Annotated in this window: 13 protein-coding genes; 9 read left to right on the forward strand and 4 right to left on the reverse strand. The window is 71.5% G+C overall.

The genetic code is table 11. From position 1 onward, the window contains the following. Positions 1 to 20: 20 nt before the first annotated feature. Complete coding sequence (locus IEZ13_RS31295) at positions 21 to 728, reverse strand: hypothetical protein (protein WP_183224815.1); 708 nt, start codon at positions 726 to 728, stop codon at positions 21 to 23. Positions 729 to 740: 12 nt separating this feature from the next. Continuing rightward, positions 741 to 1,361, reverse strand: coding sequence for a hypothetical protein (locus IEZ13_RS31300; RefSeq protein ID WP_183224814.1), 621 nt, complete (start codon positions 1,359 to 1,361; stop codon positions 741 to 743). Between the two features lie 313 nt (positions 1,362 to 1,674). Between IEZ13_RS31300 and IEZ13_RS31305 the strand changes: the two genes are divergently transcribed. The 4 genes from IEZ13_RS31305 to IEZ13_RS31320 all read left to right on the forward strand — a co-directional run bounded on the left by IEZ13_RS31305 (position 1,675) and on the right by IEZ13_RS31320 (position 5,852). Then, complete coding sequence (locus IEZ13_RS31305) at positions 1,675 to 4,479, forward strand: sensor histidine kinase (RefSeq protein ID WP_183224813.1); 2,805 nt, start codon at positions 1,675 to 1,677, stop codon at positions 4,477 to 4,479. Beyond that, positions 4,480 to 4,899, forward strand: coding sequence for a roadblock/LC7 domain-containing protein (locus IEZ13_RS31310; RefSeq protein ID WP_183224812.1), 420 nt, complete (start codon positions 4,480 to 4,482; stop codon positions 4,897 to 4,899). A 64-nt stretch (positions 4,900 to 4,963) separates the two neighbouring features. Then, entirely contained in the window at positions 4,964 to 5,275 is a 312-nt protein-coding gene (locus IEZ13_RS31315) for a DUF742 domain-containing protein (RefSeq protein ID WP_229795301.1), read from the forward strand. Next, positions 5,256 to 5,852 carry a GTP-binding protein gene (locus IEZ13_RS31320; protein WP_183224809.1) on the forward strand — a complete coding sequence of 199 codons (597 nt, stop codon included), beginning with the start codon at positions 5,256 to 5,258 and terminating at the stop codon, positions 5,850 to 5,852. Before IEZ13_RS31315 ends, IEZ13_RS31320 begins: the two co-directional genes overlap by 20 nt. Here the strand turns inward: IEZ13_RS31320 and IEZ13_RS47625 are convergent. Then, entirely contained in the window at positions 5,849 to 7,483 is a 1,635-nt protein-coding gene (locus IEZ13_RS47625) for an AfsR/SARP family transcriptional regulator (RefSeq protein WP_260179503.1), read from the reverse strand. The two genes, IEZ13_RS31320 and IEZ13_RS47625, sit on opposite strands and share 4 nt — an antisense overlap. Positions 7,484 to 7,630: 147 nt before the next feature. On the opposite strand from IEZ13_RS47625, the gene IEZ13_RS31330 reads away from it, so the two are divergent. The 3 genes from IEZ13_RS31330 to IEZ13_RS31340 all read left to right on the forward strand — a co-directional run bounded on the left by IEZ13_RS31330 (position 7,631) and on the right by IEZ13_RS31340 (position 11,539). After that, entirely contained in the window at positions 7,631 to 8,410 is a 780-nt protein-coding gene (locus IEZ13_RS31330) for a hypothetical protein (RefSeq protein WP_183224806.1), read from the forward strand. 115 nt (positions 8,411 to 8,525) lie between these two features. Continuing rightward, complete coding sequence (locus tag IEZ13_RS31335) at positions 8,526 to 9,584, forward strand: lactonase family protein (protein WP_183224805.1); 1,059 nt, start codon at positions 8,526 to 8,528, stop codon at positions 9,582 to 9,584. 248 nt (positions 9,585 to 9,832) lie between these two features. Next, positions 9,833 to 11,539: a VWA domain-containing protein gene (locus IEZ13_RS31340; RefSeq protein ID WP_183224804.1), complete on the forward strand. Its 1,707-nt coding sequence runs from the start codon at positions 9,833 to 9,835 to the stop codon at positions 11,537 to 11,539. A 70-nt stretch (positions 11,540 to 11,609) separates the two neighbouring features. Here the strand turns inward: IEZ13_RS31340 and IEZ13_RS31345 are convergent, their stop codons facing one another. After that, positions 11,610 to 12,704 (reverse strand): ROK family protein, encoded by a 1,095-nt coding sequence (locus IEZ13_RS31345; protein ID WP_183224803.1) that lies wholly within the window; start codon positions 12,702 to 12,704, stop codon positions 11,610 to 11,612. A gap of 104 nt (positions 12,705 to 12,808) precedes the next feature. On the opposite strand from IEZ13_RS31345, the gene xylA reads away from it, so the two are divergent. Beyond that, positions 12,809 to 13,993 carry a xylose isomerase gene (gene xylA / locus IEZ13_RS31350; protein ID WP_183224802.1) on the forward strand — a complete coding sequence of 395 codons (1,185 nt, stop codon included), beginning with the start codon at positions 12,809 to 12,811 and terminating at the stop codon, positions 13,991 to 13,993. A 3-nt stretch (positions 13,994 to 13,996) separates the two neighbouring features. Continuing rightward, positions 13,997 to 15,388, forward strand: a complete 1,392-nt coding sequence (gene xylB / locus IEZ13_RS31355; protein ID WP_183224801.1) for a xylulokinase — start codon at positions 13,997 to 13,999, stop codon at positions 15,386 to 15,388. Positions 15,389 to 15,427 lie beyond the last annotated feature (39 nt).

Below are 15,427 nucleotides of genomic sequence, written 5' to 3' on the forward strand. Positions count from 1 at the left end.
CCCCTCAACGTGTGCGGCGGTCAGAGGCCCAGCAGCCGGTCCAGGATGTCCCGGTAGCTACGCAGCTCGACACGCAGCGCCTCGGTCTCGTCGGTGCCGGTGGACAGTGAGCCGCGGTGGTCGCGCAGCGCCTTGGCCAGCTTGTCGACCGCCTCGTCCACCAGTCCGGCCGCCTCGCCGGTGGCCGCCTTCGGGTCGTCGACGAAACGCAGCTGGATGTCGCGCCACCGCTCGCGCAGCGACTCGACGTCGCCGCCCGGGAACAGCGCCACCGGGCCGGAGAGCGGCTTCTCCGCGGCGGGCCGCGGATCGTCCACAGCGGAGTCGGTCTCCGGGGTCAGGTGCGGGTCGTCGAAGGTCCGCCGATCCTCGATCGCCTGGTCCACCGCGGCGTCGTCCTTGTGCACGTCGTCCTCGGCGTCGGCCGTGTCGGCCTTGGCGGTGCCGTCCTCGAAGGCGACGGTACGGTCGGCGGCCGGCTCGGCGGCGGCGGTGGGGATCCGGTCGGTGCGCTCCGGGTCGTCGCCGACCGCGGAGGTGCCCACCGCGACGGGCTGCTGGTCCGGGCCGGTTTCCCGCTGCCACGGCGATCCGGCCCGCTGCTGCGGGACCGGCCGCGGGGCGGTCCCGTCGGCGCCGTCGTGTTCCTTGGCCTGGTTGTTCTGATCGGTCTGATCCGTCTGGCCGGTCTCGTCGGTCTCGTTGGCCTCGTTGGAGAAGAAGCGCATCGTCGGGGCTCCTCAGCGGCTGGTGGCGTCGGTTTCAGGAGTGGTTCCGGTGCGGGGCGCGGCCTCGGCGGCCGGCCGGGGCGCCGGGGTGGTGTGCGCGACCGGGTCCTCGCCGAGCAGGTCGGCGAAGAGAGCGCGGTAGTGGACGAGCGCCTGGCGCAGATCCTCGGTCTCGGCCCGGCCGTCCCGGCTGCGGATGCTGATCTCGTGGGCGGAGCGGTAGTGCTCCAGGGTGGCGGCGTGCTCCACGGACAGGTCGGCGAGCCGCTCGTCGTAGTCGCCGGTCGGGTAGCCGCGCTCGGTGATCAGGCGGGTGACCAGCTCGTCGGCGGTCGCCACCGCCTCCTTCGGGCTGTCCACGAACCGGATCTGGACCTCTTCCCAGGCGGCGGCGTACCGGGTCCGGGACTCGGCGGAGAGCGGCTCGATCTCCAGCTTCGCGTGCCGCTTGGTGCGCTCGAGCAGCTCCTTCTCGGCCTCGGAGCGGCTGCCGGTGTCGGCGACCACGCGGTCGTACTCCGGGCCGAAGGTCTGCCGCAACCGGCGGCGGCGCGCGGCCTGGACACCGACCACGACCGCGGCCAGCACCAGGAGGACGACGACTATCAGGACGATGGTGGCGGTGGTGGACATCAGGTTCCTCCTTCTTCCATCGCCTGTATTCCCATCCGATACCACGCGCCAATCCCACCGCGCCGAATAAGGGGTGAGCGGGACGCCACTGTCGTAAGACCGACGATCTAGCGAAAAAGATCGTGAGGCGTTCTGGCTGGACAAACAGGAGGAAGACGGCCGCTGGAGCGGTTTCGGGAACTAGCTGAGACGGACGTCATTACGTATTCTTCCGCAAGCGTGCCCACGGGTGTGCCGGTCGTCCCCCGCCGACCGGCCGGTGCCACGGGCGGCGCGCTGGTCGTTCCCTGCCGAACCCCTCGGGCGGAGCCTGATGAGAAGCCGTAACTGGTCGATCCGTTCGAAGATCATCGCGATGGTCGCGGTGCCGCTGTCCGCGGTGCTGGCCCTCTGGATCTTCGCGACCTCGGTGACCGCGGGCCCCGCCAACCATCTGCTCGACGCCCGCGAGTCGGTTCTCACGCTCGGCGACCCGGGGATGCGGCTGATCGGCCAGTTGCAGCGCGAACGCCACTACTCCGCCATCTTCCAGGCCACCACCCGCCCGTCGAAGACCGAACTGGCCCAGGAGCGGGTGATGACCGACCGGCTGGTCGGCGAGGTGCGGGCCGCCGCCCGGAAGGCGGACGCCAGCGAGGACGTCACCGTCCGCGTCGACGCCCTGCTCGGCGAGCTGGACAAGCTCGGCCAGATCCGCCGCGAGGTCGACGACCGGAAGACCAGCTACTTCTACACCGCACAGGACTTCGACCGGATCATCGAGTCCGCGTTCGAGGTCTCCCGGTCGGCGGCCGTCTTCTTCCACGACCGCGTCGACCGCGAGGTCCGCGGCCTGATCAGCGCCTTCCGCGGCCTGGAGTACATGAGCCGGATCGACGCCCTGCTGGCCGGCGCCAACGCCGCGGGACGGGTCGACGCCAAGACCCGGGAAACCCTGATCCTGTACGTCGGGACCTTCCGCTACCTGATCAACGCCGGTGTCGCGGACATGCCCGAGCGGGCCAAGGGCGACTACGCCCGGCTGATCACCCACCCCAGCTTCGTCAAGATCGACGAGTTGACCAACGCGCTGCTCGCCGAGCGCTACGCCGGCGGTCCGCCCCCGGTGAACGGCGTGACCTGGCAGGCCGAGTACGACTTCGTGTCCCAGGAGATGCGCGACTTCACCATGCGGGTGGTCGACGACGTGGCCGAGGACGCCACGCCGTACGCCATCGACATCATCGGCAAGCTGGCGGTCGGCGCCCTGCTCGGCGTGGTCGCGCTGGGCATGTCCATCTACGTCTCGGTCCGTCTCGGCCGCTCGATCGTGGGCCGCCTGATCCGGCTCCGCCGGGACGCGCTGGAACTGGCCTCGGAACGCCTGCCCTCGGTGGTCCGGCGGTTGCAGCGCGGCGAGATCGTCGACGTCGAGGTGGAGACACCCCCGCTGGAGTACGGGCTCGACGAGATCGGCCAGCTCGGCCACGCGTTCAACGACGTTCAGCGTACGGCCGTGCACTCCGCGGTCGAGGAGGCGAACGTCCGGCGCGGCATCAACGAGGTGTTCCTCAACATCGCCCGGCGCTCGCAGACGCTGCTGCACCGCCAGCTCTCGCTGCTCGACCGGATGGAGCGCCGGGAGACCGATCCGCAGGAGCTGGAGGACCTCTACCGGGTCGACCACCTGGCCACCCGGATGCGGCGGCACGCTGAGGACCTGGTCATCCTGGCCGGTGCGGCGCCCGGCCGGGGCTGGCGCAACCCGGTCCCGATGATCGACGTCATTCGTGGCGCGATCAGCGAGGTGGAGGACTACAAGCGGGTCGACATCCGCTCGATCCCGACGGCCGCCCTGTTCGGCCGCGCGGTCGGGGACGTGATCCACCTGCTCGCCGAGCTGATCGAGAACGCCGCCTCCTACTCGCCGCCGCACACCCGGGTTCAGGTCATCGGCCAGATGCTGCCGAACGGGTACGCCGTCGAGATCGAGGACCGCGGCCTGGGCATGTCGCCCGAGGCGCTGGAGCAGACCAACCACCGCCTCGCCGAGCCACCGGACTTCGACCCGGCGGACAGCGCCCGGCTCGGCCTGTTCGTGGTGGCCCAGCTCGCCCACCGGCACGGTATCCGGGTGTCGCTGCGCGCGTCGGCGTACGGCGGGGTGACCGCGGTGGCGCTGATCCCCGGCGACCTGGTGACCGGCGGACCCGGCGGCGGGCGGCGGCCCACCAACGGCTCCACCCCCGGCCCGCTGGTCGGCACCGGCACCGAGGACCCGTCCGGGTCGCTCGCGGCACTCCAGTGGCAGGGCAGCGGCGAGCTGAAGCAGATCACCACGCCCGGCCGCCGGGCCACCGTCGAGGACGAGAAGCCGGCGCACGACGGCGTCACCGTGAACGGTCACCACCGGGCGGCCGCCGAGCTCACCGGACCGGCCCCGAGCACGGTCGCGACCGAGTTGAGCGCCGAGGGCCTGGTGCAGCGCAGGCGTACCCGGAAGTCGGCCACCCCGCCGCCCGCCACCCCGCCCACCGACGTCGCGGACCAGACGATCGACCTGTCGGTGCTGGACGAGCTGGCCGCCGGGCTGCCGGCCGCGCCCCGGTCGGTGCCCCGCAACTCGGCGCCGCCGGCTCTTGACGCGCCGCCCGCCTCCGACGTGCCGGATCTCGACGTGCCGGATCTCGAGGTGCCGGATCTCGAGGCGCCGGATCTCGACGCTCCGTCGATTGAGGACGCCGAGGCGACCGTGCCCCTGCCGGAGCTGTCCGGCGACGACGGGCTGCCCCGCCGGGTCCGTCAGGCGAGCCTGGCACCGCAGTTGCGCCAGGCGCCGCCGGCCGAGGAGCCGCCGTCCACCGCACCGGCTCGCAGTCCCGAGCAGGTCCGTACGCTGATGAGCGCACTACAGCTCGGCACCACCCGCGGCCGCGTCGACGCGGCCCGCGCCGAATCGGCCGCCGGACACGCCGGAGATCCCACCGATGTGACGCCCGACGATGCGGCTACCGTCAGTCTCCCGGCCCTCCCGACGGCCGAAGAGAACGAGAACGCACCATCCGGGCCGGAGGTCGGCGTGAGCGGCGACCACGCCGAAGGTCCCGGGGAGAACCTCTTGCTGGAGAAGGACGCATAAGTGGCACAGACGAAGCAGAGCGCGAATCTCACCTGGCTCCTCGACGATCTGGTCGAGCGGGTGCCAACCGCGCAGCAGGCGGTGGTGCTCTCGGCCGACGGGCTGATGCTCGGGGCCTCCGCGGCGATGAGCCGGGAGGACGCGGAGCACCTGTCGGCCATGGCGGCCGGCTTCCAGAGCCTGGCCAAGGGTGCGAGCCGGCATTTCCGGGCCGGCCAGGTCCGGCAGACGGTGGTGGAGATGGAGGAGGCCTTCCTCTTCGTCACGGCCGCGGGGCAGGGCGCCTGCCTCGCCGTGCTGGCCTCCGCCGACGCCGACCTGGGCCTGATCGCCTACGAGATGGCCATGCTGGTCACCCGGGTGGGCCAGACCATGGCCGCCCCCGAGCGGTCGGTGCTGACACCGTCCGACGTCCTCTGAGCAGCCGCGTGTGACTCACGACTGGCTGGACAACGACGCGGGCCCGGTAGTGCGCCCCTATGCGATGACCCAGGGACGCGTCGCTCCGGCCGACTGTGACTTCGACCTGGTGGCGTTCGTCGTGGCGACCGTGCCCGACATGCCGCCCGGTCAGCACCTGCAGCCGGAGCACCATGCCATCGTGGCCGCGGCCTGGGAGCCGATCTCCGTGGTCGAGCTGGCCTCTCAGCTGGATCTGGCACTCGGTGTGATCCGGGTGTTACTCGGTGATCTACGCTCAGCGGGTCTCATCTCGCTGTACGAACCCCCGGCGGCGTCGCAGCCGCATGACGTCGACGTACTCAAGGCGGTTGTCAATGGACTCCGTGCGCTCTGACCGTAACGGTTCTTCGCGCATCCCCGTCGCTCTCAAGATCCTCATCGCCGGTGGGTTCGGCGCGGGCAAGACCACCATGGTCGGGTCGGTCAGTGAGATCCGCCCGTTGCAGACCGAGGAGGTCCTCACCGGGGCGGAGGGCGCCGACGACATCTCCGGTGTGGAGGGCAAGACCACCACGACGGTCACCATGGACTTCGGCCGGATCACCATCACCGAGGACCTTCAGCTCTACCTGTTCGGCACGCCCGGCCAGGACCGGTTCTGGTTCCTGTGGGACGAGCTGTCCCAGGGTGCGCTCGGCGCGGTGGTGCTGGCCGACACCCGGCGGCTGGCCGACTGCTTCCCGTCGATCGACTACTTCGAGCAGCGGGGCACCCCGTTCGTGGTGGCGGTGAACTGCTTCGACGAGCAGCACCGGTTCGCCCCGGAGGCGGTGGCCCGGGCCCTCGACCTGGACCCGGGTGTCCCGGTGGTCCTCTTCGACGCCCGCGACCAGGTGGCCGCCCGCAACGTGCTGATCGAGCTGGTGGAGTACGTGGCCCGCCGTCAGCTGACGGCCACGGCCCGCCGTTAGCGGATCGCGGAGGGCGGGGCGACCTGCCCGGGCGGGACGCAGATCAGCCACGGCTGGATCCGGCGCAGTGTTCGGTCGGTCAGCAGGCCGCGCCGGGCCAGATCATCCGGGCTCTGGTAGGGCCCGTGCTCGTACCGGTCGAGGGCGATCCGGTGCGCCTCGATCGGGCTGACGCCGCGCAGCCGGGCGATCTCCTGCGGTGGCACGTGGTTCAGGTCGATCAGCCCGCCGTCGTCGAAGGACCGCAGCAGATCGGGCCGCCCGATCCCGGCCTGCCGGGCGCCGTCCGGGTGGATCGCCGCGAACTGCCGGGCCAGTTGCCGCCGGGTGCGGGCGCCCCGGTTGTCGCCGGGATGGCAGGCGAGGATCGCGCCGTGCACCGCGGCGACCGGGATGAGCAGGAACATCAGCGTGAACCCGACGTCCTCGGCCGCACTGGTGGTCTCGCTGTCCAGGTCGCTCGGGTCGATCGCCAGGAAGAAGATCGCCGTGAGGTACGCGGTCACGTAGAACGCCGCCGTGAGCACGTCCCGCAGGGTGCGCCGCTGGAACGCCGCGTAGACGAAGTAGGCCCAGCTGGCCATCGAGCACGTGACCACCGGCAGGACCCCGGCCACCACGGCCTCGGCCAGCGGGATGCCGGTCCGGCGCGGGGACATCAGGTGTCCCGGCATCATGGCCGGCGGCGGCCAGGAGGGGGCCGGCGGCTGGTGCGGGACCGCGGGGGCGTACGGCGCCGGTGACCACGGCTGCACCAGCACCGGATCGGCGGCCGGCGGCGGCGGCGGGGGTGGTGGCGCCGGGGACGACGGCGGTGGCGTCGGCTCGGCGCGGTCGGCCCACGGGTCGACCGGTTCGGCGTAGAACGGCTCGTTGCGCAGGATCCGCCGGTGCGTCTCCTGGAGCCGCTCGCCGGGTTCGGCGCCCAGCTCGTCCAGAAAGAACTCCCGGGCGTCCCGGAACGCGGCCAGCGCCTCGGCCTGCCGCCCGCTGCGGTACAGCGCGATCATCATTTGTGCGCGCAGGCCCTCGCGCAGCGGGAACTCCTGCACCAGGCGGGACAGTTCGGAGACCAGGCCGGCGAATCCGCCCCGGGACAGTTCGATCTCGGCCCACAGCTCCCAGGCGCTGGCCCGCTCCTCGCTCAGCCGCAGCCGGGCGGCCTCGAAGACACCCCCGGTGAGGCCGCTGAGCGCCTCGCCGCGCCACAGGTCGAGCGCGACCCGGGCCCGGCGGGCGGCCTCCTCGAGGTCACCGCCACGCCGCTCCGCGTCGGCCCGGGCCAGTCCGGTCCGGAAGTCCTCGGCGTCCAGGGCGCCGACGTGCAGCACGTACCCACCGTCGGTCAGCGCGATCAGCTCGCCGGGGGTGCGCGGTGAACGCTCCGGATCGAGCACCCGGCGCAGGCCGGCCACGTACTTCTGCACCACGTTGGTGCCGTTCTCCGGGGGGACGTCACCCCAGACCGCGTCCACGATGCGGTGGACCGGCACCGGCCGGCCGGGGCTGAGCAGCAGGACGGCCAGGACCGCGCGCTGCTTCGCCGGCCCCAGATCGAGCGGCACGCCGTCCCGGAGCGCACGAACGGCACCCAGGATCTCGAACCGCAGCGGGTCGGTCGCCGGGTGCATCGTCACCCCAGCACCCCCCTGTTGAGCAGCAGTTTCCCCCCACGGCAGCGGAACCGCAGCCGGCAGCAGCATAGCCGCAGCGCATCGGCAGCCGTCTTCCGGAGGCTTCGTCACATCAACCCCGTACGTTCGAAGAAAGACGAAGCGATGAACGTTCTCACCAAGACAGCGAGCACCCTGTTGATCGTCGGCGTGACGCTGACCGGCTGCGGCGTGGGCGAGGCCGTCGAGGAGACGGTCGCGCAGGTTTCCGCGGCCACCACTCTGGCCGAGGGTGTGCCGACCACCGAGTCCCCGGTGTTCCGCTACACCATCAAGGGCGGCCAGCAGCCGCTCTCCGGTGTGGTCGACGGCCCGCACAAGGCCCTCACCACCGAGGCCCAGGAGAAGATCCCGGACACCGACATCACCCTGAGCATGAAGTTCCTGGTCATCGGCGACGAAGCCTGGACCAAGATCGCCTTCAAGAACGCGGGAGCGGACTCCGGTCTGCCGAAGCTGCCGAAGAAGTGGATGAAGCTGGACCAGGCGAAGCTCGTCAAGGACTCCAGCGAGGACTTCACCTACCAGGGCGAGTCCGACCCCGGCTACGTCAGCGACCTGCTGCGGGCCGCCGCGGACCTCAAGGAGACCGGCAAGGGCGCCTACGCCGGCACCACCGACCTGACGAAGTCCACCGAGGCCGAGATCGTCGACGCCGACACCCTGACCGCGCTGGGCGAGCAGGCCAAGGCCGTGCCGCTGGAGCTGACCCTGGACGCCGAGGGCCGGATCACCAAGGCGCTCGTCAAGATCCCGGCGGCCGGCAAGGCCAAGGCCGCCACCTACGAGGTCGTCTACGACCAGTACGGCGCCGCCGCCCCGCTGACCGCCCCGACCGACGGGGTGGCCGCCCCGGCCGACGTCTACGAGATGCTGAAGGGCTGACCTGCGGGGCGGCACCGGAACACCGCCGTCGGCGGCGCGGGTGAGAACGGGGGTCCGCGCCGCCGGCGGCGGTGTGCTGCCGTGCGAACACCCGATTCTGTGATGGGATCGGGGCATGGGTTCCAGCGATGAATACGTCTTCGTCGGGTGCTACACCGGTGACAAGGGAGGCGAGGGTGACGGCATCACGCTGCTGCGGCGTGACCCGGCGACCGGGGATCTGATCCGGCTCGGGCTGGTCGCGCGCACCCCGTCACCCTCCTTCCTGGCACAGCACCCCACACTCCCGGTCCTGTACGCCGTGAACGAGCTGGACCAGGGCAGCGTCTCGGCCTTCACGGTGGCCCCGGACTGCTCGCTGATCCCGCTGGCGGTCCGCCCGACCGGCGGCTCGGACCCGTGCCACCTGGCTGTCACGGCGGACGGGCGGCACCTCGTGGTGGCGAACTACGCGAGCGGCTCGGTGTCCGTACACCCTCTCGACGCCGAAGGCGCCCCCGGCGAGCGCAGCGATCTGCTCACGCTGACCGGCGGCGGGCCGGACGCGGAGCGTCAGGCCGGACCGCACGCCCACCAGGTGGTTCCGGAAAGCAACGGCGCCGAGGTGCTGATCTCCGACCTGGGCTCCGACCGGGTGTGGCGCTCCCGGCTGGACCCCAACTCGGGCCGGCTGAGCCTTCCGGAGCCCGCCGTGGAGGCGAAGCCGGGCACCGGCCCGCGGCACATGCTCCACTCGGCCGACGGCGCCCTGCTGCTGGTCGGCGAGCTGACCGGGAGCCTCACCTGGTACCGCCCGGCGGGTGGCCCCACGCTCGAATCGTGGGGCGAGACGCCGTCGAGCACGTCGTCCGGCGCGGTCTACCCGTCGGAGATCACGATGGGCCGGGACGGCAGGTTCGTCTATGTGGCGAACCGGGGGCCGGACACCGTCTCGGTCTTCTCCTGGGACGGCGAGCAGGCCACGCTGGTCGCCGAGGTGCCCACCGGAGGGGTGTGGCCGAGGCACATGGTCCTGCTGGGAGATCACCTCTACGTAACCAATCAGCGTTCACACAGCGTGACCGTTTTCCGCATCGACCCGGACACCGGAATCCCCGGAATCCAAGGGGAACCGACCGGCGAACCGACGCCAACCTGCCTGCATCGCTGGAATTCGGTAGTGATCAGGCCATAGGTTAGATCAGGCATTGCGGCGTGTCGGTGATTCCGTGGGACAAACCCGGCGCGCCGCGGGTCAATCTCGATACCGATCGGAACGGCGTCAACACGCTCCGTGTTTTCTAGATCAGGAAGCGCCAATCCGAGTAATTTTCGTCCGAACGTATATGGCATTCAGCTTCGGACATGCGCACTATGGAGCGCGTGTCTGGCCGCCATCGTAGAAACTTCAACTCCAAGGGAGCGGGCGTCGTCGGAGGTGCGATGGCGATAGTCGTCGTGATTGCGGGGACGTGGATCGGTTACCAGCAGGTCGCCGACTCCGAGTGCTCCGGAGCAGTCAACCTCACCGTCACCGCCTCCCCCGAAATCGCCCCTGCCGTCGACCAGGTCGCCAAGCAGTGGAGCGCCGCCGGCGCCGAGGTGGACGGGACCTGTATTCAGGTGACCGTCGCCGAGGAGGTCTCGTCGACCATCGCCGGCGCCGTGTCCCGCGACCACCAGGTGACCCTCGTGGGTCTGGACACCGCACCAGATGCGGTCCAGGTGCCCGACGTGTGGATCCCGGACTCGTCGGCCTGGCTGATGCGCCTGCAGCAGGAGGCCGCCGGCTTCCTGCCGAGCAAGGTCACCTCGGTCGCGCAGAGCCCACTCGTGCTGGCCGCGCCCGAGCCGATCGCCAAGCAGATGGGCTGGCCGGACAAGAAGATCGGCTGGACCGAGCTGGTCGGCAACTTCAGCGCCGCCGAGCCGCTCTCGGTGGGCATCATGGACCCCACCGTGGACGCGTCCGGTCTGACCAGCCTCGTGGCGATGAACCAGGCGACCGGCACCGCGTCGGCCGCCGCGCTCCAGGCCAAGACCCGCGCGCTGACCGCCGTGTCGCAGAACAAGTTCAAGCTGCGTGAGGAACTGCTGGCGAAGTTCCCGAAGTCGCCGGGCGACCTCACCAACCCGGACGCGGTGGCCATCGCGCCGCTCTCCGAGGAGGACGTGGTCGCCTACAACGCGCAGCGGCCGGCCGTGCAGCTCAGCGCGATCTACCTGGAGCCGTCCCCGGCGCCGCTGGACTACCCGTACACGATCATGCCGCAGGTGGTGGACCAGCAGAAGTCGGCGGCCGCCGACGGCCTGCTCAAGCAGCTCGCCGAGAGCGGCGCCAAGGACGCGCTGGCCGCGGTCGGTCTGCGGGCTCCGGACGGCACCTACGGCGCGGCCTTCAACGCCCCGATGGGCGCCCCCCAGGCCTCGCCGGCGGTCAGCGCCTCGGCCACCAAGTCCGCGGACGGCGGCGCTGCCGCGGGCGGCGTCACCGGCGCCGAGCTGAGCCAGGTGGTGGGTAGCTGGATCGCCCTCACCAAGCCCGGCCAGGCCCTCACCGTCTTCGACGTCTCCGGCTCGATGGGCGACCCGGTGCCGACCGCCGGTGGCAAGACCCGTGCCCAGGTCACCCAGGCCGCGGCAAGCGTGGGTCTGTCGCTGTTCAGCAACAAGTGGTCGGTCGGTGTGTGGCGCTTCTCCACCCGGCTGAAGGGCAAGCAGCCGTGGGAGCAGCTGGTTCCGATCAAGTCGCTGGCCACCTCCCGCCAGGAGGTGCAGGACTCGATCGGCCGACTGGACCCGACCAACGGCGGCACCGGTCTCTACGACACGATCCTGGACGCCTACAACCACGTGAAGGCGAACTACGCCCAGAACAAGGCGAACTCGGTCATCCTCTTCACCGACGGTGAGAACCAGAACGCCGACGGCATGACCCGGCCGCAGCTCCTGGCCGCTCTCAAGAAGGCTCAGGACCCGAAGACGCCGATCCGGCTGGTGCTCATCGCCGTCGGCCCGGACGTCAACCTGGACGAGCTCAAGGAGATCAGCAACGTGGTGAAGGGCAGCGGCGTGTTCCCGGCCGAGGACCCCACCAAGATCACCGCCATCTTCGCCCAGGCGATCGGCAGCCGGACCGGCGTCAGCTGATCCCGCGCGAACACGGAAACGGCCGTCGTCCCCTCGGGGCGGCGGCCGTTTCCGTGTGGTGGGCGCGGCTCTACACGTACCGCTGAGACGAGCGACGGAGCCAGCCCGCGGGATCCTCCCGGACCGCCCGGATGATCGCGTCCGCCGCGCCGCGCATGGCCGCGTCGGCGCCGAGCGCCGCCGGGCGCAGCGCGACCGGCGCGAGACCCGAGGTGAGGACCCGCTGCCGCAGCTCGGCCTCGATGCCCTCCCGCAGCCTTTCGAAGATCGGGGCGTACGCCCCACCGAGCACGATCACCGGTACGTCGAGCAGGTTGACCACCGCGGACAGGGCGATCCCGAGCGCCGCCGCGGCGAGCGGCTCACCGGACTCCAGGGCCTCCTGGCCGGCGTACTGCTCCAGGCAGCCCCGTGAGCCGCAGCGGCACGGCCGTCCGTCGGGGTAGACGGTGACGTGCCCGATCTCGCCGCTCCAGCCGCGCACGCCCCGGTAGAGCTCGCCGTCGAGGACCAGTCCGGCGCCGATGCCGATCTCGCCGGAGATGTAGAGGAACGTGGGGTCGCCGCCGGTCACCCGCAACTCGCCGAGGGCGGCCAGGTTGGCCTCGTTGTCCACGGTGACCGGCAGGTCGGCCAGTTCCGGTACGCGGTGCAGTTCGGCGACCGCGTCGATGTCCTGCCAGCCGAGGTTGGGCGCCACCCGGACCAGGCCGCGGCCGGCCACCAGGCCGGGCACGGCCAGCGCCGCCCCGGCGACGATCAGCCCGTCGGCCTCGGCGGCGAGCCGGGCCCGGGCGGCCAGGGCGCCGAGCGCGGCCAGGGCCTGTGCCGGGTCGGCGGGACGCTGGTCGGCGTGCTCGACGAAGCGCTGCCGCACCGCGCCGGTCAGGTCCACCACGCAGGCGGCCAGGTAGTCGACGTTGATCTCGAGCCCGAGCCCGGCGGGTCCGGTGGAGGTGAGGGTGAGCCCGACCGCGGGCCGGCCCGCGCCGGTGCGGGGCGGTGGGTCCACCTCGACCAGCAGGCCGCCCGACACCAGATCGTCGACCAGGGCGGAAACGGTCGCGCGGGTGAGCCCGGTGGCCGCGGACACCGCCGCACGCGATGGCTGATTTGTGCTGTTCGCGACTGTTTGCAGCACCAGTGCGAGATTATGGGCCCGCACGCTTGCCTGGCGAACCGGTGTCGTGGAAGGGCTCAACACGCCCTTGACAGTGCCATACCCTGGCCAAATAATTCAACCACTAAACAATTTCGGGGAGGTAACCCGTGTCCGTGCAGGCCACACGCGAAGACAAGTTCTCCTTCGGTCTCTGGACCGTCGGCTGGCAGGCCCGCGACCCGTTCGGCGACGCGACCCGGCCCGCGCTCGACCCGGTCGAGGCGGTGCACAAGCTCGCCGAGATCGGCGCCTACGGCATCACATTCCACGACGACGACCTGGTGCCGTTCGGCGCCGACGCGCAGACCCGGGACGGCATCGTCGCGGGCTTCAAGAAGGCGCTCGACGAGACCGGCCTGATCGTCCCCATGGTCACCACGAACCTGTTCACCCACCCGGTGTTCAAGGACGGCGGTTTCACCAGCAACGACCGCAACGTCCGGCGCTACGCGGTCCGCAAGGTGCTGCGGCAGATGGACCTCGGCGCGGAGCTGGGCGCCAGGACCCTGGTGCTGTGGGGCGGCCGCGAGGGTGCGGAGTACGACTCGGCCAAGGACGTGAAGGCCGCGCTCGACCGCTACCGGGAGGCCCTGAACCTGCTGGCGCAGTACTCGGAGGACCGTGGCTACGGCTTCCGCTTCGCCATCGAGCCGAAGCCGAACGAGCCCCGCGGCGACATCCTGCTCCCGACCGCCGGCCACGCCATCGCGTTCACGCAGGAGCTGGAGCGCCCCGAGCTGTTCGGCATCAACCCGGAGGTCGGCCACGAGCAGATGGCCGGTCTGAACTTCACCCAGGGCATCGCCCAGGCGCTGTGGCACAAGAAGCTGTTCCACATCGACCTGAACGGGCAGCACGGCCCCAAGTACGACCAGGACCTGGTCTTCGGCCACGGTGACCTGCTCAGCGCGTTCTCCCTGGTCGACCTGCTGGAGAACGGGCCGGACGGCGGCCCGGCCTACGAGGGCCCGCGCCACTTCGACTACAAGCCCTCGCGCACCGAGGACTTCGACGGCGTCTGGGAGTCGGCCAAGGCCAACATCCGGATGTACCTGCTGCTCAAGGAGCGGGCCAAGGCGTTCCGCGCGGACCCCGAGGTGCAGGCGGCGCTGGCCGCGTCCAAGGTGGCCGAGCTGAGCACGCCCACCCTGAACCCGGGCGAGAGCTACGCCGACCTGCTGGCCGACCGCAGCGCGTTCGAGGACTTCGACGCCGACGCCGCCGGCGCCCAGGGCTACGGCTTCGTCAAGCTGAACCAGCTCGCCATCGAGCACCTCATCGGGGCCCGGTAACCGATGGCGCTGGTAGCCGGGATCGACAGCTCCACCCAGTCCTGCAAGGTGGTGATCCGCGACGCCGAGACCGGTGAGCTGGTCCGGCAGGGCCGGGCGGCGCACCCGGACGGCACCGAGGTGCACCCGGACGCCTGGTGGGCCGCGCTCCAGCAGGCGATCGAGGAGGCCGGCGGCCTGGACGACGTGGCCGCCGCCTCGGTCGCCGGGCAGCAGCACGGCATGGTCGTGCTGGACTCCGACGGTGAGGTGGTCCGGCCGGCGCTGCTGTGGAACGACACCCGCAGCGCCGGCGCGGCCGCCGACCTGATCGAGGAGCTCGGCGGCGGTGACAAGTGGGCGGACGCGGTCGGCATCGTGCCGGTCGCCAGCTTCACCCTCACCAAGCTGCGCTGGCTGGCCCGCAACGAGTCGGAGAACGCGGCGCGGGTGTCCACGGTCTGCCTGCCACACGACTGGCTGACCTGGAAACTGTCCGGGAAGTCCGGTCTGTACACCGACCGCAGCGACGCCAGCGGCACTCTCTACTGGTCGGCCAGGACCGGCGAGTACCGGCACGACCTGCTGGAACTCGGTTTCGGTCGATCATTGAACCTCCCGGAGGTGCTCGGCCCGACCGGAATCGCCGGTCACCTGCCCAACGGCGCTCCGCTGGGCCCGGGCGCCGGGGACAACGCGGCGGCCGCCCTGGGCACCGGCGCGCTGCCCGGTGACGTGATCGTCTCGATCGGCACGTCCGGCACGGTCTTCGCCTCATCCGAGGTGGCGCCGAACGACCCGACCGGAACGGTGGCCGGGTTCGCCGACACCACCGGCCGGTTCCTGCCGATCGTGGTCACCCTCAACGCGGCCCGGGTCCTGGACGCCGCGGCCAAGATGCTCGGGGTGGACCACGACGAGCTGTCCCGGCTCGCGCTGTCCGCTCCGGCGGGCGCGGACGGGCTGGTCCTGGTGCCGTACCTGGAGGGCGAGCGGACCCCGAACCGGCCGGACGCCACCGGCGCGATCCACGGGCTCACCCTCCGGACGTCGACCCCGGCGCACCTGGCCCGGGCCGCCGTCGAGGGCATGCTCTGCGCGCTCGCCGACGGTCTGGACGCGCTGGTCGCGACCGGCGCGGTGGCCGACCGGATCGTCCTGGTCGGCGGCGGGGCGCGCAGCGAGGCGGTTCGCCGCATCGCGCCCGCGCTCTTCGGCCGGCCGGTCGTCGTGCCGCCGCCCGGTGAGTACGTCGCCGACGGCGCGGCCCGCCAGGCCGCGTGGGTCACCCTGGGCGGGGACGTTCCGCCCGCGTGGTCGGCGGCAACCCCGGCGGTGTACGAGGACGACAGCGTCCCGTTGATCCGGGAGCAGTACGCGGCGGCCCAGCACGCGGTCCTCGACCGCAGGCGCTGACCTGCCCGACCGGCTCCCACGGCGCTCCGGCCCATCCGG

Origin of the sequence: Actinoplanes campanulatus (genome assembly GCF_014647795.1) — a bacterium.
In the GTDB taxonomy this organism is placed as follows: Bacteria; Actinomycetota; Actinomycetes; order Mycobacteriales; family Micromonosporaceae; genus Actinoplanes; species Actinoplanes campanulatus.